Raw genomic sequence first — 21,039 nt, 5'->3', positions numbered from 1 at the left:
CATTGCAGAATTGAATAAGGCAGATGGAGTTTATTAAACGATACACGTGTCTGTTAATAAGACACGTGTCATTTATTCGGACAAGGAGGCCAGGATATTGGCGATTACCTGTTCTGGATTGGGTGATCGGGTGATGGAGCGTCCCATGACCAGGTAATCGCTGCCCATCATGAACGCATCCTTAGGCGTTACGATTCGGGATTGATCATCAGCATCATCACCTGGGAGACGGATTCCGGGCGTTATGGTTAAAAAGTCAGTGCCGCATAACTGCTTGACTATAGGCGCTTCCAGAGCTGAGCACACCACACCATCCAACTCGGCCTGATGCGCGAGGTGAGCCAAGCGGTTCACCTGATTGGCTATGGACGTGTCAATGCCTATTTCTGGCAATTGCAGGGAATTCATGCTGGTTAACACGGTGACTGCAATCAGCAGGGGTTTATCCTTGCTGAGGCCATCCAGTGTATTTTTGGCAGCACGCATCATCGCCAAACCGCCAGAGGCATGAAGGTTCATCATCCAGACTCCCATTTCGGCAGCGGCCATGCAGGCACGCGCGACCGTGTTGGGAATATCGTGAAATTTCAGATCCAGAAAAACCTTAAACTGTTGATTAACCAGCTTTCTGACAAATGAAGGGCCAAGCAGGGTAAACAGTTCACTGCCGACTTTAAGGGCGCAGTGAGCTGGATTAATTTTTTCAATCAGCTTTAATGCATCAGCCTCATGATGAAAATCAAGAGCGACAATCAGCTCAGTGGTCATCAGGCGACTTCAACGGCTGAAGCTATACATTTTTTAACTGCATCAACGACCCTGTTTTGCTCTTCGAGCGTCAAATAAGGGTGCATCGGCAGGCTTACAACCCGCTTACTGGCGGCCTCCGCACACGGGAAATCACCAGTTTTGTAGCCTAAATACTGAAGCGCTTCCTGCTCATGCATGGCAACCGGGTAATGCACTGCCGTTGGGATGCCCAAAATTTGCATTTCTTTCTGGAACTGTTCACGGTGTGGTACTTCAATGGTGAACTGGGCATAAACACTGGTATTGCCTGCTTTAATGACTGGCGTTTGTGCAATTCCGTTCAATAGATGGATATAACGTTCAGCCACTTGTTGACGCTGTTCGATTTCTTTTGGAAACAGCTTCATTTTTTCAATCAGGATAGCCGCCTGTATGGTATCCATACGGCCATTGATCCCAATGCGGCGATGACAGTAACGGGCATTCTGGCCATGGATGCGAATTTCAATCAGGCGCTCGGCGAGAATATCATCATCGGTAAAACAGGCCCCGGAATCACCATACCCGCCCAAGGGCTTGGATGGGAAGAAACTTGTGCATCCGATGGTGGATAACGCACAGGAATAATGCCCGTTTTGAGTGGCGCCAAAACTTTGTGCGGCGTCTTCAATAACCGGTAAACCATATTTTTTGGCAATCAGATTGATTGCTGCCATATCTGCCGTTTGGCCATAGAGGCTGACTGGCATAATCGCTTTGGTGTTTGGCGTAATCGCCGCTTCCAGCTTTTTAACATCAAGATTATAAGTCGCAGGATCAATATCAACAAAAACAGGTTTGGCCTGGCATAAAGCAATGACTTCTGCTGTTGCAAAAAAACTGAATGGGCTGGTAATCACTTCATCGCCAGGTCCGATTTCAAGCGCTAAAAGCGCCATGAGCAGGGCGTCTGTGCCGCTGGCATTGACAATGGCATGGCGGGTACCGACAAAATCAGCCAGTTGACGCTCCAGGAGACCAATCTCCGGTCCCATGATGTATTGGCCATGATCCAGTACCTTTTTAATACTGTTTAACACGTCGGTTTCGATTAATTGATACTGCTTTTTCAGGTCGATAAATTGCATAATGTTCTCGTTAAAAGCGATTTAAACCAGAAATCAGGATAAACCTAATCTCCCTCTAATCCATGAACAGGCTTCATTCTACCCCACTGCTTACAACTTGGGCAATGCCAATGTAAGTGTTTACCGCCAAATCCACACTGAGTACAGCGATAAATGGGTTTATTATCAAGAAACTTGCTGGTAATGTCGTAAAGCATTTGCAGTTTGTCCCGCACTTTGCCATGGGCTGTTTCAAGATGCCAGCAAATCAGGCGGTTGAGCCCCTTAATTGATGGGTAAGTGCTCAATTGCTCTGAAACAAAATCAATGGCGGCATCCATGTTTTTTTCCTTGCGCAGATAATCCCCAATCACAAAAATAGTGGATGCGCGAGGATGGTCTTTGAGGGTATCTGCCAAATAATCTACGCATTCATTCATGCAATCCAAATGGCGGTGGCAAACAACCAGCGGTTCAATGATTTCACTCAAAAATTCAGGGTCTTGCTGCGGAACTCGTTTTAATGAACGGATTGCCTGTTTGAAACGACCCTGCTCCATGTCGAACAATGCCTGCATCAAACTGCCGCGAACGGACAGTTTATCAATCAATAACGCTTGCTTGATGGCATTCTGTGCCTTTTCCAAAGCATTCGCCTTTAAAGCCTGGGTGGCAATCTCACAATAATAATGAGCAGCCTGCATGTGCATGCTCTGTCCAGTTGATAGTTCCAGTTTTTTAATGACATCCAGCGCGTTTTCCCAGGATTTCTCCTGTTGATAAATAGCGAGCAGCCCTTGCAGACTGGAGGTTTCACGCGCCCCACCCAGCTCAACCACCTCAAGAAAAATACGCTCTGCGCGATCAAACACGCCAGCGCTCATGTAATCCTGGCCTAACGCCATGAGGGCTTCTTTTCGTTCCACCATGCTCAACTGCGGTCGGGCAATCAAATTTTGATGAATGCGGATGGCACGATCGACTTCGCCTCGGCGTCGAAATAAGCTGCCAAGCGCCAGATGGGTTTCAACCGTTTCGCTGTCTACTTCAAGCAGTTTGATGAACACGTCAACCGCTTTATCGGGTTGTTCATCCAACAAATAATTAAGACCAACAACATATTCTCGTGATAAGCGGTTTCCCGCTTTCGACTCTTTGCCGGCAAAGCTTCGATTAGCAACCCACCAGCCTGACCAAGCCGCGGCCGGCAATAACAATGGCCATAAATTAATCATCAACGGTCTCCATGACGAATAATCAATTGATTGAAATCATCACAACGGGGCGGTTTTATCTTAATTTCTGAAACGCTGTCAAATCGTCGCTTCAATGTTGATCTTTTAATGGTATATCCCTTAAATTTTTAATTTCTTTTTCCGTCAGACGTAACTGGTTTCTTACTCTGGCTAACTCGCGCTTAAGTCGCCAGTAGCGCAATAGAAAGATGAGGAAGCCAATCAGAATACCTATTCCGAGCATGATTGTCATTAAAATGGAAATGGGCATGGTCATCGTGGTCACATAAAAATTCACTTCGACGGAACTGGCATTTAGCGCCGCAAAGCTCACACCAACCAAAATTAATAACAAATAAAACAATATCATCAAAAGACGCATTGCATTTATCCTTATACGCTTTTACATACGCTTTGACGCTGAAACACGTCAATAAAGACCCCGTGTTTAGCCGTCTTCCCATGGTATTTCAAATGAAGTGCTCTAAGTCAATCACAAAAAAAAGCGTAGTAAACTACGCTTTTTTTTCTTACCGATGTCTATTCAACATCTTTACTGGCCATCTTTTCTTTCAAGAGATCACCCAGAGTCGTGGAGGCCATTTCGCCGCTACGTGAGTATTTCTTGATTGCTTCAGCCTGGTCTTGTGCGTCTTTTGCTTTAATAGACAGGGAGATGGTACGGTTTTTCTTGTCAACATTGACAATTTTCGCCTCAACATCATCGCCTTCTTTAAAGAAAGTGGTCGCATCATCAACTTTGTCTTCGGATAATTCGTTGGCACGAATGGTTCCAATCACATCCTGCATTAATTCAACAGTAACTGTTTTTGAATCAACGGCAATGACTTTACCCTTGACAATGGCGCCCTTGGCATTTTCTTCAACGTAGCTGGTGAAGTTATCACCTTCCAGTTGTTTAAGACCTAAGGAAATGCGCTCACGCTCAGCATCAATAGCGAGAATAACGGCTTCGAGTTCCTGACCTTTCTTGAACTGCTTGACCGCTTCTTCGCCTGGGGTATTCCAGGAAATGTCAGACAAGTGAACCAGACCATCGATTTCGCCATCCAGACCGATGAAAATACCAAAATCAGTGATTGAGCGGATTTTACCGGTAACTTTTTGACCCTTGCTATGGGTTTGAGCGAACTGGTGCCAGGGGTTGCCAACACACTGCTTCATACCCAGAGAAATACGGCGTCGTTCTTCATCAATTTCAAGAACCATGACATCAACCATATCACCCATAGAGACCACTTTGCTGGGATGAACGTTTTTGTTGGTCCAATCCATTTCAGACATATGAACCAGTCCTTCAACGCCCTCTTCGATTTCAACGAAGCAGCCGTAATCTGTGATGTTGGTTACCTTACCCTGTAACTTTTTACCGACAGGATAACGTTCAACCAGATCAACCCAGGGATCATTGCCCAATTGCTTCATGCCCAAGGAGACACGGTTACGCTCGCTGTCAAAGCTCAATACTTTCACTTTAACGTCCTGGCCGACAGACAACACTTCGCTAGGATGCTTGACGCGCTTCCAGGAGATATCGGTGATATGGAGCAGACCGTCAATACCGCCCAGGTCAATGAAGGCACCGTAGTCAGTCAGATTTTTCACAATACCATTCAATACTTGGCCGTCATGCAGCGATTCCAGCAGGGCTTGACGATCAGCACTGCTTTCTTCTTCGACAACAGCTCGTCGGGAAACAACAATGTTGTTTCGCTTCAGATCCATTTTGATTACTTTAAACTCAAGCTCTTTGCCTTCGAGGTAGGATGGATCACGGACAGGTCTGACATCAACCAAAGAACCTGGCAGGAATGCACGGATTGTACCGATTTCAACAGTGAAACCACCTTTAACCTTGCCAGAAATCAAGCCGGTTACTGTATCGTTGTTTTCATGGCACTTGGACAATTTACGCCAGGCTTCCTGACGTTTGGCCTTTTCGCGGGACAGCAGGGTTTCGCCGTAGCCGTCTTCCACAGAATCCAAAGCCACTTCGACCATATCACCGACATGGACTTCCAATTCACCGTTCTTGTCCTGGAATTCTTCAACAGCGACTATCCCTTCGGATTTTAAGCCAGCATTGAGTGTGACGAAATCATCATCGATATCGATTACTTTTGCGGTGATTATTGCGCCAGGATAAAATTGAGCACCAACGATACTTTGCTCAAATAATTCTTTGAAACTTTCAGACATGTTTAATTAACTCTTTAGTAAAATAATGGAAGCATGAAATCCACTCAACTTCCCCCCTTGTTCGCATTTTCAGCGAAAAAACGAATGGTGTCCGATTAATTTTAAAACATTATCGAACACTTGTACAATCGTTAATCCAGTTGTATCAATCCTCACTGCATCCGGTGCAGGTTTGAGGGGCGCATGCGAGCGCTGTGTATCCCGCGCATCGCGTTTAGCCAATTCATCAACAACCTGCGCGAGGCTAACATCAATTCCCTTTTCTTTCAACTGAAAATATCGTCTGGCGGCTCGTTCTTCCGCTGAAGCATCCAGATAAATCTTCAAAACCGCATCCGGGAAAATCACAGTGCCCATATCTCGACCATCTGTAACCAGACCCGGCGGTTGGGCAAAAGCACGCTGACGCTGCAGAAGCGCTTCCCTGACTTGAGGGATAGCGGCAATGACGGAAGCATCCTGACCGCACTGTTCGGAGCGCAATTGATTATAGACATCCTCACCATCAAGAATAACCCGGCTCTGCTGATGAGGGTCCGTTTCAAATCGCACATCCAGCGAATGAGCTAACTTTACTATATCCTGAATCTGATTAAAATCAATTCGATTTTTTCTTAAGGCATAAGCAAGAACCCGATAAATAGCGCCGCTATCGAGCACATGCCAATTCAAATGATTAGCCAGCATATGACAAATCGTGCCTTTCCCCGTACCGCTCGGTCCATCAATCGTAATAACTGGAACCATTTTATTGCATTTCATCAACATATTCCTCAATCGACATGCGGATGGCGCGGGATGTTTTAACAAAATCCGGAAACGAAGTTGCCACATTCGCACAATGCCTTACCGTCACTGGCCCTTCGGCGACAGCGCCAGCAATGGCGAACGCCATGGCAATACGATGATCATTAAAACTGTTCACTTCACCACCTGATATTTTTCCACCTTTTATGAAGACCCCGTCTTCAAAACCCTGGGCATCTACACCCAGGCGCTGCAATCCTTCCACCATGGCGCCAATGCGGTCACTTTCTTTCACCCGCAATTCTTTAGCGCCATGAAGCCTGGTTTGGCCATTGGCACAGGCTGCTGCAATAAAAATAACGGGAAATTCATCAATAGCCAGAGGCACAAGGGCCGTGGGGATATCAATTCCTTCCAGCGGTGCATATTTTACATGCAAATCAGCCACGGGTTCTTCACCGCATAAACGTTTATTTGTCATAGTAATATTAGCACCCATCATGTCCAATATTTGGATAATACCCGTGCGCGTGGGATTAATCCCGACATTACGGATGATGAGGTCGGAGCCCGGGATAATTGAAGCCGCCACAATAAAAAAGGCGGCGGAAGAAATATCACCGGGAACAATAATGTCGCAACCAATGCACTCGCTTTCGGAGTTGACGGTGATGCCGCTTTCAAGCTTTTGTATCGGGTAGGAAAAGGTCGTCAGCATGCGCTCGGTATGATCGCGGGTATGTCCCGTCTCGACCACCGTGGTTTCTCCCTCGGCATACAATCCAGCCAGCAACAGGCAGGATTTTACCTGGGCGCTGGCTTCAGGCATTTCATAATGAATGCCGCGCAGTTGTTGACCGCCGCGGATATAAACCGGCGGTTTTCCTTCCGTGGTCACTAAATCAGCACCCATTTGCATCAAGGGCCGGCTGACGCGCTCCATGGGTCGTTTTCTTAAACTGTCGTCCCCATCCAGTTCAGAATCAAACGCTTGGGCTGCAAGAATACCAGCCAGCAGGCGCATGCTAGTGCCTGAATTACCGCAATCGATGGGTTTTTCCGGCTTTTTTAAGCCGTATTTGCCTACGCCATGAATGACCACTCGACGCGAAACAGGTCCTTCAATACGAACCCCCATAGCCTGAAATGCCTTGAGGGTGGCCATGCAGTCATGGCCTTCCAGAAAACCGCTGACGGTGGTCGTACCCTGAGCAATGGCGCCGAGGATAATGGCACGGTGGGAAATGGATTTATCGCCAGGAACGGTAATATCCCCTGTCAGGGCAGTAACCGGCTTACTCATAAAATGTAAAGCACTCATATCGGATGTTCCTCAGCAAAATCACGCATGAATTGAATCAGGGCATCGACTCCGGCCATGGGCATGGAATTATACATGCTGGCGCGCAAGCCACCGACAAAGCGATGCCCTTTTAAAGCCAGGAGGCCGCGGGTTTTTGCCTCAGTCAAAAACAATTCTTCTAACGCGCTGTGAGTTAAAGAAAAGCAGACATTGACAATAGACCGGTAAGCGGGGTCAATTTTGCACTGATAAAAGTCGGACGAATCAATGTAGCTGTAGAGCCGTTTCGCTTTTTCCAAATTGCGCTGATACAACACCTCAACCCCACCCTCATTCAGGATCCACTGGAACATTTTATCCGCCATGTAGCAGTTAAACGTTGGGGGGGTTGCATAAAGAGAATGACTTGCTGAGTACGTACGATAGTCCAGCATGGTCGGTATTGCCGAGTCATGAATAGATTCAAGCAGGCGATGACTGATGATAACCAGAGTCAAACCGGAGTTGGCAATGTTTTTTTGGGCACCAGCAAAAATTAAATCATAATCAGCCACATTAATCGGTTCACTCAGCAGACAGGAAGTCATGTCGGCGATAAGGGGGATGCCGTTGGTTTTGGGTGGCGCAGGCAGGCGAATACCGTTAACCGTCTCATTCGGTGTATAGTAAATGTAAGTACTGTCTTTTTTAATATCCCATTGATCGGGTGAAGGGATACAGGTAAATCCTTCGGCTTTACCTGAAGTGACACAGTAAGCTGCCTTGAGCTTTTTGGCCTCGTCAAAGGCAAATTCAGACCAGATTCCTGTCACCAGGTAGCCACCAAATTGCTTTTTACCTAAAAAATTCATGGGAATGACTGCAAATTGCGTCCGGGCAGCCCCGCCCATAAAAAGGACATGGTAATTATCGGGGATCCTGATGAGCTCGCGCAAATTACTTTCCGCTCGCTTCATTAGGGTATCAAACTCCTGGGTGCGATGACCGACCTCCATCACCGACATCCCGGTACCCTGCCAATCGAGCAATTCATTTTGCGCTTCAATCAATAGGGACTCGGGCAACATCGCAGGCCCGGCGCCAAAATTATAACCTCTAGTCATTGCTGTTTTCTTCTACCTCTTCACCCGGCTCTGCGACATCTTCGTCCTGTTCGACATCGCCATTGATTTCTTCAATGCGCTGCATGCCAACAACATGCTCACCCGCACTGACGTTAATCAAACGAACGCCCTGGGTGTTACGGCCAATAATTGACAATTCCTTGACTCGGAAGCGGACCAGAGTACCTTGATCAGTAATCAGCATGACTTCATCCCCTTCATCCACTTGCAGGGCACGAACCACTTTGCCATTGCGTTCATTGACCTGAATAGAAATAACGCCCTGACCGCCACGGCCTGAAACCCGATATTCACCAACATCCGTCCGTTTGCCATAGCCTTTTTCGGTTGCTGTCAGAATAGTCCCTTCAGGCTTGGCGACGACCAGGGAGATAACAGATTGATCTTCCGCAAGGCGGATGCCGCGCACGCCGCGGGCAGTGCGCCCCATGGGTCTTACCAGCTTTTCATCAAAACGGATGACTTTACCCGCATCGGTAAACAACATGATGTCTTTGCTGCCATCGGTGATATCAACACCAACCAAACGATCGTCGCTATCCAGATCAACCGCAATGATGCCAGTGGAGCGCGGCCGGCTGAACGCTTCAAGCGGTACTTTTTTGACCGTACCGTGCCGGGTAGCCATGAAGACGAAATACCCTTCCTGGTATTCCCGCACCGGCAACATGGCATTAATGGCTTCATCTTCGGCCAGAGGCAGAATGTTAACAATGGGTTTGCCTCGGGAAATACGACTTGCCAGCGGCAATTGATAGGCTTTCAGCCAGTATAATTTACCGTGGTTGGAAAAACACAGCAGGGTATCATGGGTACTGGCGATAATTAAGCGTTCAATGAAATCTTCATCTTTAACATTAGTCGCCGACTTGCCTTTGCCGCCGCGACGCTGGGCCTGATAGGCCGAGATAGGCTGGTATTTGACATACCCCTGGTGAGACAAGGTCACTACCACGTCCTCTTCCGTGATTAAATCTTCAAGCGTAATGTCTTCCTGAGAAGCAGTAATTTCTGTACGTCGCTCGTCGCCAAACTGGCTTTTTATCTCAACGAACTCGTCGCGAATGACTTCCATTAACCGCTCAGGCGAAGCGAGAATATTAAGCAGCGCTTTAATTTCCTGAAGTAATTGCTTGAATTCATCAATAATTTTGTCTTGCTCAAGCGCAGTTAAGCGATGCAATCGTAATTCAAGAATTGCCTGCGCCTGATTGGCAGACAGACGGTAGCCGTCAGGCAAAAGACCAAAGCCAGGATCGAGATCATCGGGCCGGCACGCATCGCTGCCGGCGCTATCCAGCATGGCTTTCACAAGTCCTGGACTCCAGGTCCGCTCCATCAGCCGCTCTTTAGCGTCCTGCGGAGTTGGTGACTTTTTGATTAAATCAATCATTTCATCAATATTAGCCAGAGCAATGCCCAAACCCTCAAGGATATGCGCACGGTTTCGAGCTTTCTTCAATTCAAAAATTGTTCGGCGGGTTACGACTTCACGGCGATGCCTGATAAAATATTCGAGAACCTGCTTAAGGTTTAACGTGCGGGGCTGGCCATCGACCAGGGCCACCATGTTAATACCAAAAACATTCTGCATCTGGGTATGAGCATACAGGTTATTGAGGATGACTTCAGGTACCTCGCCACGTTTAAGCTCAATAACGACGCGCATCCCCGATTTATCGGATTCGTCCCTTAAGCCAGAAATGCCTTCCAATTTCTTTTCACGGACCAATTCGGCTATTTTTTCAACAAGCCGCGCCTTATTTACCTGATAAGGCAACTCATTAATAATAATGGCCTGACGCCCGGACTGGGATTCAGTTTCAATGTCGGTGCGGGCACGGATGAGGATTCGCCCGCGGCCGGTGCGGTAAGCCTGGACAATTCCCGCCTTGCCATTGATGATGGCTGCCGTTGGAAAATCAGGGCCGGGGATATAATTCATCAGATCATCAACGCTTAACTCCGGATCTTCAATCAGCGCGATACAGGCATTGATGACTTCAGTGAGGTTATGAGGCGGAATATTCGTGGCCATACCTACCGCAATTCCTGAGGAGCCATTAACCAGAAGGTTGGGCACGCGGGAAGGTAAAACCACTGGCGCAAACTCGGATTCATCGTAGTTAGGGCTAAAATCCACCGTTTCTTTATCGAGGTCTGCCAACAGAGCATGGGCTACTTTTGACATCCTGACCTCGGTATATCGCATGGCGGCGGCAGAATCGCCATCGACGGAACCGAAGTTACCCTGCCCGTCTATAAGCAGGTAGCGCATGGAGAAAGGCTGGGCCATGCGGACGATGGTATCATACACCGCTGTGTCGCCGTGAGGATGGTATTTACCGATAACATCCCCCACCACACGGGCAGATTTTTTGTAAGGCTTGTTCCAATCATTACCCAATTCGCTCATGGCATACAATACACGGCGGTGAACCGGCTTCAGGCCATCGCGAACATCCGGCAGCGCTCGCCCGACTATGACGCTCATGGCGTAATCCAGGTAGGATTGTTTCAGTTCATCTTCAATATTGACTGGTATGACTTCTTTGGCTAAATAAACCATGGCTTGGAGGCGTCCTTATGCAATCATCGAATAAATGACCATAGGAAGATAAACTTTCCTTCTGGCCGGTCTGCTACGTCACTCAATTTAACGTGTAAGAATACCATAAGTCAGTCTTTATTTGAATCCGGCAGGTGGCCAGGACCATGATGAAGGTCCGATTTTTTACTATTTTTATCCGTTAACAGGCAAAAATAGCCCTTGATGTTATGATTAAAGGAGAACGACTTGTGAAAAAAGTCGGGCCGCTTCATACTCAATCATTTTTGTAAAGATTTAATGCAATGATAAATTGACTGTGAAGATACGTTTTAATATAGTTTCGCAACTGATGTAAGCGTGAGGCTTAAGAAGCCAAGCACCAAGGAGACATAATGACAACAAAAACCGCACAACTGATTCTTGACGGACATCCCCCCGTTGAGTTACCGGTCTATACGCCAACTCTGGGAAAGGATGTAATCGATATTCAAAAATTGGGATCAGTGGGGGCGTTCACCTATGACCCTGGCTTTGTTTCTACAGCATCCTGCGAGTCAAAAATAACCTACATTGACGGCGACGAAGGTGTCCTTCTCTATCGCGGCTACCCCATTGAACAACTGGCTGAGAAAAAAGACTTCCTGGATGTCAGCTATTTATTAATGAACGGTGAATTACCCACAGCGGATGAAAAAAAGAGCTTTGTCAGCCTGATTAATAACCACACCATGGTTCATCAGCAAATGTACCGCTTTTTAGACGGCTTCCGCCGCGACGCACATCCCATGGCGATTATGGTGGGTATAGTCGGAGCCTTGTCGGCTTTTTACCATGAATCCATGGATTTAACCAATCAGCATGATCGTTACATTTCCGCTATCCGTCTGATAGCCAAAATGCCGACTTTAGCCGCGATGAGCTACAAATATTCTGTGGGGCAGCCTTACATGTACCCCCAAAATAAAATGTCCTACGCTGAGAATTTTCTGCACATGATGTTTGGCGTCCCTTCGGAAAACTACGTGCCGAATCCCACCATTGTCGATGCCATGGACAAAATTTTTATCCTGCATGCCGATCATGAGCAGAATGCATCGACCTCCACCGTCCGATTGGCTGGTTCTACCGGAGCCAATCCCTTTGCCTGTATTTCAGCGGGTATTGGCGCTCTTTGGGGGCCTGCGCATGGCGGCGCCAATGAAGCATGCCTCAATATGCTCAAGGAAATCGGCGATATTAAAAACATTAATCATTACATTAAACGGGCCAAAGACAAGGATGATCCATTCCGTCTGATGGGATTTGGTCATCGCGTTTATAGAAGCTATGACCCTCGCGCCAAAGTGATGCGGGAAACCTGCCATAAGGTTCTTGAGGCCGTTGGCGCCCACGATGCTCCCATTTTCAAGCTGGCTATGGAACTTGAGCGCATCGCACTGGAAGATGAATACTTTGTCGAGAAGAAACTCTACCCGAACGTGGACTTCTACTCTGGCATCACCTTAAGCGCGATTGGCATTCCAACCAACATGTACACCGTGATTTTCGCCCTGGCAAGAACAGTCGGCTGGATGTCACACTGGATGGAAATGGTCGCCAGCAAATCCAAAATCGGCAGACCCCGCCAGCTCTACACCGGCGAAAAACTGCGGCAAGTTCCCTAAAGTCACAAATGCAATGGCTCCCCCGCCTGCGCGGGGGATGACAAATAAAGATGCAAAAATAACATCAACGCAGAAATAATAGCTGCGCAGGAATGGCATTAGCGCAGGAATGGCATTAGCGCAGGAATGGCATTAGCGCAGGAATGGTTTAGCGCAGGATGGGAATCCGCTTATGTGTCTGCCCGCGCAGACGGGCATCCATTGCCCGTCATGCCGTCCTCATCATGCGCATGACACGCTGCCATCCCTGAAAATCATGCTCAATCTTCTCCCGTTCATTGTTAGGTGAGAATTCCAACTCGGCATGCCAACTGGCTTCAAGCGTCGACAGGGATCCCACCTGGCCCACGCCTATTGCGGCCAATAATGCAGCACCCTGGGCCGTGGTTTCAATGTCATGAGGCCGCTGCACAGTTGTCTGGCATTGGGACGCTAAAAACTGCAGAAACCATTGATTGACTGTCATTCCCCCATCCACTCGCAGGAGTGAGATACGCAGATTACTGTCTTCCTCCATGCAGGCAAGTACTTCCCGGGTTTGATAACATACTCCCTCAAGTGCTGCACGTGCAAAATGGGCGCGCGTGGTGTTTCGAGATAAACCAAAAATAGCCGCCCCGGGTGTGGACAACCAATAAGGCGCTCCCATCCCGTTGAATGCGGAAACCAAATAAACCCCCTCATTGCTGGTAAGGCTTCTTGCCAACTCCTCCGTCTCAGCCGCATTAGCCAGGAGCTTCATCTCATCGCGTAACCATTTCACCGTAGTGCCAGCCTGATAAATACTGCCTTCAAGACCATACATGGTCTGACCTTGAATGGTATAGGCAATGGTAGTCAGCAAATGATGATGAGAAAGAACCGCTTGCGGGCCCGTGTTCATCAACAAAAAGCCGCCGGTGCCAAACGTCGCCTTGGTCATGCCTTCAGCGAAACAGCGTTGGCCAATCAATGCCGCCTGCTGATCGCCTGCCACACCATGGATGGGTACAGAAAACCCCAGATGCGACACATCAATATCACCATAATAGGCATCACAAGCCCTCACGTCTGGCAGTACCGCCTCGGGAATGGAAAACAATTGAAGCAGTTCGGTATCCCATTGCTTTTCATGAATATTAAAAAGCATGGTGCGGGATGCGTTGGTGACATCGGTTAAATGGGATTTACCCTTCGTCAGGCGCCAGATTAAAAACGAATCGATGGTACCAAAAGCCAATTGTTCCTTAGCCAGCAGGGATTCTGCATCCTTTGTGTGTTGAAGCAGCCAATGCAACTTGGTCGCGGAAAAATACGCATCCACTAACAGACCCGTCTTTTCACGAATCATGCCCTGATAGTCCGATAAGGATTCACAAAAAGCCTGGGTTCGTCTATCCTGCCAGACAATAGCCGGCGACAGGCATTTTCCGGTTTCTTTATCCCAAAGCAACGTCGTTTCGCGTTGATTGGTAATGCCGCAGGCAATAATTTTCCCCCCGTCCGCCTGCGCTGCGACATCACGAAGAGCGGTTAAAGTCTTTTGCCAGATTTCCTCCGGATCATGTTCAACCCAACCGGGCTTAGGGTAGTGCTGGGTGATGGTATATTGGCTGGTAGCAACCAGTTCAAACCGGTCATTATAAAGCATGGCGCGTGTGCTGCTCGTTCCCTGATCAATAGCCAGAATATAATTCATTGCTTTCTACTTCCCTATCGTGATAATTAGAAGAGTGATTTTATACGCTTTTTGCGGAGACCTGAACATGGATGATTTCTTTGATGTGGCCATCATTGGCGGCGGCATTAACGGTTGCGGGATTGCAGCCGATGCCGCCCTGCGGGGACTGTCGGTACTTTTAATTGAAAAAGATGATTTGGCATCCAAAACATCGTCCAGCAGCAGTAAATTAATTCATGGCGGCTTGCGCTATCTTGAGCAATACGATTTCTCGCTGGTCAAAAAAGCCCTTGATGAACGGCAAACCCTGCTTAAAATTGCTCCCCATCTGGTCTACCCGCTCCCTTTTGTTTTGCCTTATGAACAAAGCATGCGCCCAACCTGGTTATTGCGTACCGGCTTGTTCCTTTACGATCATTTGAGCCGCAAAAACCGTTTGCCAAGAAGCCGCTTAATCCGCCGCTCTCAAGCTTGGAGTGAGCCTTATTTTTTACCATTATCCACGGCATACCACAAAGGATTTGCTTTTTACGACTGCGCAACCGATGATGCGCGTTTAACCATCAGCAATGCCTTGCAGGCACGCGCGCATGGCGCCATTATTTTGCCCCGTACAGAATTGCTAAATGCCACGGTTGAAAACCAGTCATGGCGTTTGCAGGTGAAACTGCAAAATGATCGGGAAGTGATGTTTAAGGCCAGGACAGTCATCAATGCCACAGGCCCTTGGGTCGAACAAGTCAATCAACGCTTAAACATCCCCAGTCGCTACAAAATGTCGCTGGTCAAGGGCAGTCATCTGGTGGTCCACAAGCTTTATGAAGGCAATCACGCCTACCTGTTGCAGAATAAAGACAAACGCATTGTGTTTGTCATCCCCTACCACGGCAACACCATGATTGGCACAACGGATATTGCCTTTAAGAATAATCTTGACCATGTCAGTATTTCACCCGAAGAAATCACCTATCTTCTGGATCTGACCAAACTGTATTTCCGACACACCATAAAGAAAGAAGACATACTGACAACCTGGAGCGGTGTTCGTCCCCTATTGTCGTCTGATGATGAAAAGCCACAGGCTTTAAGCCGGGATTACGCGTATCATTACTCGTCTCATCCTGCCCCGGCAATCGCCATTTACGGCGGCAAGATAACAACTTATCGGCAACTGGCCAATGAAACCATGGATACGTTAGCTGCCGTTTTCCCCGCTCTACCCCCAAGCCTGTCTGATAAAATGGTATTGCCTGGCGGCCAAAGCGATCATTCGGATTATAAAACTTATGTGGCTCATGCGAGAGAAAAATATTACTGGCTTGACGAGAATATCCGCGAACGTCTTTTTCGAGCTTATGGTACACGAACAGAGTTAATTCTTGGTAAATTGAACGAGACTGCTGATTTAGGGGAGCATTTTGGTCACGGCCTTTATCAGGTCGAAGTGGATTATCTGGTGGAACAGGAGTGGGCACAAACCTGCGATGATATTTTATGGCGTCGCAGCAAATTAGGATTACAGTTTTCCGCAAGAGAAAGGGATGCTTTAATGCATTACCTGAACAATAAAATTATTCTCGCCTAGTGTCGCTGGGCTAACAGCCCAGCCTGTACATTATAAATGAAAGGTTTTCTTCAACCAGCTTTGCGCCTCAGTGCTTAAGGACTCTTCCTTAAGAACCAAAGCCGGGATAACCGCTTTCCGTTCAGTTTCATCGCCGTACATTTCGTCCATCAACTCATTCCAGTATTTCAATACAGCCGCTGCAGGGAGTTGATCCACCTGGCCAAGTACCTGATGAAGTCGTTGACGCCAATAAGCATCCACCGCTTTTTCCATCCAGGAAATAAGTTTTGGAGTTAAACCATGTTCATCGAGGCCCTTGCCCTCACCAAATCCTTTTTCAAATTTTTTGGTTCGAAGGTGAGCATACTTTTTGCCGTAGAGCTTGTTAACCCAGTCCATCCATTTCTTGCCTAAATAAATTCCTGTTTCAGAATCAGGGGCATGGTGGAGATTGTTATTTATCTCCTCAACCAGTGCAAACCAACTGTTCTCAAATACCTGTCGTTGCTCAGGCGTCGAGTCAGCCTTCATTTTTGCCTCAAATTCCGCGTACTGCTTTAGCTCATCGGCTGTGAAGATTTCTTTGACCCAGGCGTCTTCCAATTGTTGTGTCATTTGATATACCTCAATAAGTTGCATAATTTGTTGCCATGGAATGGATTTCTTATCGCTGCAAGCCATCGTGATACGTTTTATAATTGCATTCGCTTCTAACAAGGTTTCTGCCTTCCGCTGTAAAAATTTGGCTTGCATAATCAGATTGTCAAAAACATTCTCCTGCTTAGCCAGTAACTGTTTTATTTGGGATAGCTCAAAACCAAAGAATTTCAGTGCAATAATCTGTTGCAGCTTTAATAAATCCTTTTCGGAGTACAAACGATAATTATTGTTCTGCCGTAAGCTCGGTTTTAACAAACCAATTTGGTCGTAATGATGCAGTGTACGAACTGAGACATTAGCCAGTTTGCCAAATGCCTTGGCATGCCATTGATTCATCGTTTTTTCCTCCTTGAGACCAAGGTTAGGGGATGACGCAACGTCAGGGTCAAGCCTTTTGTGAAAATTAACCCCGTCAGCCGCGTCAACTTCGGGAAATAAGCTATATATATATAATAATGATAAAGGTTACTCATGCGAACCAAACCTTATTTGATGACGGCCTGTAGTGAGGAATGATGATTAATTCGTTTGCCCGGGAAGAAGAGCGACTCGCTGCTCTATACGAATTGCAAATTCTTGATACCCCTCCTGAAGAGCGATTTGACCGCATTGTTAATCTGGCCGTTGGGTTTCTCAGTGTGCCCATCGGCTATATTGCCCTGCTTGATGCCCATCGGCAGTGGTTTAAAGCACGATGCGGCATCCTTATTAGTCAGTCTGATCGCAATGAATCCATTTGCCATTATACCATTCAGCACAATGAGCCGCTGGTTATACCTGATATTCTTCAGGATGAGCGATTTGCTGACAAATACGCGGTTTTTGGCGAAGACAATCCTATCCGATTCTATGCTGGTGTTCCTTTAAGCAACGCAGACGGATTGAAAATTGGCACCCTGTGCGTTGCTGATAAAGATCCTCGACATCTTACAGAGAGTGAGTTAAAGCTGCTTTGTGAATTAGCACGGCAAGCGGAAGATGAATTGGCGCTGCTGACAGTGACTAAATTAAAAAAATCATTGCGTGAAACCAATACCGCCTTAAATGAGGCTAAAGAGCAGCTTGAGTTGCGTAATGAACTGCTGCTCAAAATGTTCAGTTCTTATATGTCGGATGAGGTGGTGAAGCAACTGCTGGCTTCACCAAAGCCCCTGCAACTCGGGGGTGAAAAGCGAAAAATAAGCATCCTTTTCAGCGACTTGCGGGATTTTACCTCCATCTCGCGCACCTTATCGCCTGAAAAACTCGTGGATATGCTCAATCATTATTTTTGTCGGATGGCTTCTGTCATTGAAAAATACCAGGGTACCATCAATGCTTTTATCGGGGATGCAATCATGGTCATTTTTGGCGCCCCGCAGGACATCGAAAACCACGCCTTGTCCGCAGCCGCCTGCGCCATCGAAATGCAACAGGCGCTTCATGATGTCAATGAATATACCCGAGAGAATAATTTACCTGAGCTCGCCATGGGAGTCGGTATTAACACCGGGATTGCCGTCATTGGCAATATTGGTTCAGACAGGCGTCAGCAATACACTGCCATTGGTTGTGCGGTGAATCTGTCCTCCCGAATCCAGTCGCTGACTTCAGGCGGTCAGATTTTGATTTCCGAACATACGCTTAAAGACACAGGGAATTGCCTCATGATTAAAAGCCACTCCAGCGTAGAGGTGAAGGGTTTTGACGATCCAGTGAAAATTTATGAAGTGGAAGGTATCGATGAAGCCGCCACTCATTCACTTATTAAGCAGAAATAGTTTATTTGGATTGACGTTCTTCGTCCATTTTTGCGCGGATTTCCGTCATATCGACTTTTAATGCCTGTTCAGCCAATTCTTTTAAGGCAGATTCAGGCATACTCCCCGACTCTGAGTAAATGATAATGCCCTGCTTAAAAACAATCAGGTGGGGAATTGAACGAATCTGGAATGTTTCAGCCAGCGCTGGAACCGATTCCACATTCACTTTAGTGAAGTGTATGGCCGGGTACTGTTCAGCGACCCGGGCATAGACTTTACCAAACTCCTTACAGGGCGCACACCACTCGGCCCAAAAATCAATAAAGACGAGGTCTTCAGTCGTCACCAAGGTTTCGAGTTGTTCCCCACTGACTAAGTCTTTGAGCATGATAATTCCCTGGCATTGATGGCAGAAAGAATATTGGTAAAAATACTGTCGACACTACCAAGGCCGCTGACCCGATGAAATTGCGGAGCCAAGCAGTCTTGGGTATTAGCCCAACGCTGATAATAGTCAATCAGCGGCTCGGTTTGCTGGTGGTAAACATCCAAACGGTTTCGAATCGTCGCTTCGGAATCATCCGCGCGCTGAATTAAAGGCTCACCGGTTGCATCATCCAGGCCATCCTTAAGCGGTGGATTGAATGTCACATGATAAACCCGGCCGGAAGCCACATGAACCCGCCTGCCGCTGATACGGTTAATGATTTCGCTGTCGGGTACGGCGATTTCAATGACATGGTCGAGTTTAATGCCAGCGGTTTTCAACGCGTCAGCCTGAGGAATCGTGCGGGGAAAGCCATCAAAAAGAAACCCTTTGCGGCAATCGTTTTGTTGCAGGCGCTCTTTCACCAATGCAATAATGATGTCATCTGAAACCAGCTTGCCGGCATCCATAATCGCCTTGGCATTTTTACCCAGTTCAGTACCTGCAGCAATGGCAGAACGCAACATGTCCCCAGTCGATATTTGAGGAATGTCGAAATAATTGGTTAATTTGAGGGCCTGAGTACCTTTCCCGGCGCCTGGACCGCCCAGCAGCATTAAACGCATTCATTGACTCCTAATCGAATTAACCTTCTATCCTACCTTGAGATGGCAGCAAAGTCATTAGTTTTGCTCATTATTTATACCGAAAATGCGACGCTGGAACTGAACAGCGGCTCAGTTGCGCCTGATAAATCTGGGCTCGGGTTTTTACTTTCCGCGCCACCTGAATCAACCAGGGTTTTCTAAGGTAGGTTTTACGCTGATACCCTCCCACCCCTTCATGGTATGCCAGGTAAAGATTATAGGCGTCATAGCGCGGAATATGGGCGCGGCGATTGGCCTGATTCGCATACCAGCCGATGAAATCCACCCCATCGCTAAAACTGTCTCTGGACGCCCAGAAATTACCGCCGTCCTGCGATTTTTTATATAAGGCCCAGGTTGAACGCAAAGCCTGGGTATATCCGTAAGCGCTGGACGGCCGTTTCCACGGAATTATCCATAACAATTTGGATCGTGGCGGCGTCGCTTTGGCATCAAATTTGGATTCCTGATGGATAATGGCCATTTGTACCGGCACAGGAACACGCCAACGCCGTTCAACGTCCTTGCTGGCACGGTACCAACCGGGGTATTGTTTAAAAATATTGCAGACGTTATTCACATCAGCGGGTTGGCGGGATGCGCATCCGGACAATACAAGCACAAGCGAGATGATTAACAGCTTTAATTTCATTATTCTTATTTAGGTAACATTTAAACGGCTATTAGTAACAAAAAGTAGGCGAGATTTAAATATTTATTATAAAAATTTCCTGAGATCAGGCAGTTGCAATTTCCCTTTTGTTAAAGAATACTAGCAGGTTACGATTGCTTCATTATCCCACGCTTTCTATTAGTAATGGCAGGTTCTGCATGAGTATTCTGGTATTTGATATTGAAACCATTCCGGACCTTGAAGCCGGCCGTAAATTATATGATTTACAGGGTCTTTCCGACGAAGACACAGCCAAAGCCATGTTTGCTTTACGGCGAGCGAAAGTCGGTCATGATTTTTTACCCCATTATTTGCAAAAAATTATCGCAATCTCCCTGGTTATCAGCCAAGGGAATCACATCAAAACCTGGTCTTTGGGTGATGAACAGTCAGACGAAAAAGAGCTCATCACCCGCTTTTTTTCTGGCATCGATAAATATTCCCCAACGCTGGTCAGTTGGAATGGCTGCGGTTTTGATTTGCCGGTTCTTCATTATCGCGCGCTATTGCATGGCATCAGTGCGCCGACTTATTGGGAAACCGGCGATAATCAGCAGCAGTTTCGCTGGAATAATTATTTAAACCGCTTTCATTATCGACACCTTGATTTGATGGACATTTTAGCGGCTTATCAGAATAAAGCCTTTGCGCCTTTGGACGAGATAGCATCGATGTTGAATTTTCCGGGCAAAATGGGCATGAGCGGTGCGCGGGTTTTTGACGAGTATTTAGCCGGCAATTTAAAAGCCATTCGTGACTATTGCGAAACCGATGTGCTTAACACCTATTGCGTTTACCTCCGCTTTGAGCTCATGCGCGGTGTTTTTACTCAGCAAGATTACGACCAGGCATTCATGCGATTAAAGGATTATTTAGCCGGTGAAGCAGAACGCCCACACCTTCAGGAATTTTTAAGCCGGATGGCCTGAATCAAGGTCAGATAATCGCTATCTGGCTTTTGCT

Annotated in this window: 18 protein-coding genes; 4 read left to right on the top strand and 14 right to left on the bottom strand. The window is 47.2% G+C overall.

Translation table 11 applies throughout. From position 1 onward, the window contains the following. Window positions 1-72: 72 nt before the first annotated feature. The 9 genes from pyrF to gyrA all read right to left on the bottom strand — a co-directional run bounded on the left by pyrF (window position 73) and on the right by gyrA (window position 11,054). Entirely contained in the window at window positions 73-768 is a 696-nt protein-coding gene (gene pyrF, locus Lery_RS09050) for an orotidine-5'-phosphate decarboxylase (RefSeq protein WP_058526939.1), read from the bottom strand. Further along, window positions 768-1,877 carry a DegT/DnrJ/EryC1/StrS family aminotransferase gene (locus tag Lery_RS09045; protein WP_058526938.1) on the bottom strand — a complete coding sequence of 370 codons (1,110 nt, stop codon included), beginning with the start codon at window positions 1,875-1,877 and terminating at the stop codon, window positions 768-770. Before Lery_RS09045 ends, pyrF begins: the two co-directional genes overlap by 1 nt. A gap of 44 nt (window positions 1,878-1,921) precedes the next feature. Then, complete coding sequence (lapB, locus tag Lery_RS09040) at window positions 1,922-3,091, bottom strand: lipopolysaccharide assembly protein LapB (RefSeq protein WP_058526937.1); 1,170 nt, start codon at window positions 3,089-3,091, stop codon at window positions 1,922-1,924. 91 nt (window positions 3,092-3,182) lie between these two features. Further along, window positions 3,183-3,473: a lipopolysaccharide assembly protein LapA domain-containing protein gene (locus Lery_RS09035; protein WP_058526936.1), complete on the bottom strand. Its 291-nt coding sequence runs from the start codon at window positions 3,471-3,473 to the stop codon at window positions 3,183-3,185. Between the two features lie 158 nt (window positions 3,474-3,631). Continuing rightward, a complete protein-coding gene (gene rpsA / locus Lery_RS09030; RefSeq protein WP_058526935.1) occupies window positions 3,632-5,311 on the bottom strand; it encodes a 30S ribosomal protein S1 in 1,680 nt (559 codons plus the stop codon). 69 nt (window positions 5,312-5,380) lie between these two features. After that, on the bottom strand, window positions 5,381-6,073 hold the full coding sequence (gene cmk / locus Lery_RS09025) for a (d)CMP kinase (protein ID WP_058526934.1): 693 nt from the start codon (window positions 6,071-6,073) through the stop codon (window positions 5,381-5,383). Continuing rightward, window positions 6,060-7,379 carry a 3-phosphoshikimate 1-carboxyvinyltransferase gene (gene aroA / locus Lery_RS09020; RefSeq protein ID WP_058526933.1) on the bottom strand — a complete coding sequence of 440 codons (1,320 nt, stop codon included), beginning with the start codon at window positions 7,377-7,379 and terminating at the stop codon, window positions 6,060-6,062. The genes cmk and aroA overlap by 14 nt, the downstream gene beginning before the upstream one ends. Next, window positions 7,376-8,464: a 3-phosphoserine/phosphohydroxythreonine transaminase gene (serC, locus tag Lery_RS09015; protein ID WP_058526932.1), complete on the bottom strand. Its 1,089-nt coding sequence runs from the start codon at window positions 8,462-8,464 to the stop codon at window positions 7,376-7,378. Before serC ends, aroA begins: the two co-directional genes overlap by 4 nt. Further along, entirely contained in the window at window positions 8,457-11,054 is a 2,598-nt protein-coding gene (gene gyrA, locus Lery_RS09010) for a DNA gyrase subunit A (RefSeq protein WP_058526931.1), read from the bottom strand. Before gyrA ends, serC begins: the two co-directional genes overlap by 8 nt. 374 nt (window positions 11,055-11,428) lie before the next feature. Between gyrA and gltA the strand changes: the two genes are divergently transcribed. Further along, the gene (gene gltA / locus Lery_RS09005) at window positions 11,429-12,700 is read left to right on the top strand and encodes a citrate synthase (RefSeq protein ID WP_058526930.1); all 1,272 of its coding nucleotides are present in this window, start codon (window positions 11,429-11,431) and stop codon (window positions 12,698-12,700) included. A 208-nt stretch (window positions 12,701-12,908) separates the two neighbouring features. Here gltA and glpK read toward each other — a convergent pair whose 3' ends face one another. Further along, the gene (gene glpK / locus Lery_RS09000) at window positions 12,909-14,378 is read right to left on the bottom strand and encodes a glycerol kinase GlpK (RefSeq protein WP_058526929.1); all 1,470 of its coding nucleotides are present in this window, start codon (window positions 14,376-14,378) and stop codon (window positions 12,909-12,911) included. A gap of 67 nt (window positions 14,379-14,445) precedes the next feature. Between glpK and glpD the strand changes: the two genes are divergently transcribed. Continuing rightward, window positions 14,446-15,945 (top strand): glycerol-3-phosphate dehydrogenase, encoded by a 1,500-nt coding sequence (glpD, locus tag Lery_RS08995; RefSeq protein ID WP_058526928.1) that lies wholly within the window; start codon window positions 14,446-14,448, stop codon window positions 15,943-15,945. A 30-nt stretch (window positions 15,946-15,975) separates the two neighbouring features. On the opposite strand, the gene Lery_RS08990 is transcribed toward glpD, so the two are convergent. After that, a complete protein-coding gene (locus Lery_RS08990) occupies window positions 15,976-16,923 on the bottom strand; it encodes a MerR family transcriptional regulator (protein ID WP_058526927.1) in 948 nt (315 codons plus the stop codon). Between the two features lie 176 nt (window positions 16,924-17,099). Here Lery_RS08990 and Lery_RS08985 point away from each other — a divergent pair, with 176 nt between their 5' ends. Further along, window positions 17,100-18,347, top strand: a complete 1,248-nt coding sequence (locus Lery_RS08985; RefSeq protein WP_058526926.1) for an adenylate/guanylate cyclase domain-containing protein — start codon at window positions 17,100-17,102, stop codon at window positions 18,345-18,347. Window position 18,348: 1 nt separating this feature from the next. On the opposite strand, the gene Lery_RS08980 is transcribed toward Lery_RS08985, so the two are convergent. The 3 genes from Lery_RS08980 to Lery_RS08970 all read right to left on the bottom strand — a co-directional run bounded on the left by Lery_RS08980 (window position 18,349) and on the right by Lery_RS08970 (window position 20,055). Beyond that, a complete protein-coding gene (locus Lery_RS08980; protein ID WP_058526925.1) occupies window positions 18,349-18,717 on the bottom strand; it encodes a thioredoxin family protein in 369 nt (122 codons plus the stop codon). Next, a complete protein-coding gene (gene adk / locus Lery_RS08975; RefSeq protein ID WP_058526924.1) occupies window positions 18,702-19,382 on the bottom strand; it encodes an adenylate kinase in 681 nt (226 codons plus the stop codon). The genes Lery_RS08980 and adk overlap by 16 nt, the downstream gene beginning before the upstream one ends. Window positions 19,383-19,452: 70 nt before the next feature. Further along, on the bottom strand, window positions 19,453-20,055 hold the full coding sequence (locus Lery_RS08970) for a transglycosylase SLT domain-containing protein (protein WP_058526923.1): 603 nt from the start codon (window positions 20,053-20,055) through the stop codon (window positions 19,453-19,455). Between the two features lie 179 nt (window positions 20,056-20,234). Between Lery_RS08970 and Lery_RS08965 the strand changes: the two genes are divergently transcribed. Continuing rightward, a complete protein-coding gene (locus tag Lery_RS08965) occupies window positions 20,235-21,005 on the top strand; it encodes a 3'-5' exonuclease (protein WP_058526922.1) in 771 nt (256 codons plus the stop codon). The last annotated feature ends 34 nt before the right edge of the window (window positions 21,006-21,039 follow it).

Source organism: Legionella erythra, from assembly GCF_001467615.1.
Lineage (GTDB): Bacteria > Pseudomonadota > Gammaproteobacteria > Legionellales > Legionellaceae > Legionella_C > Legionella_C erythra.
This window is presented reverse-complemented; position numbering and strand designations above follow the sequence as displayed.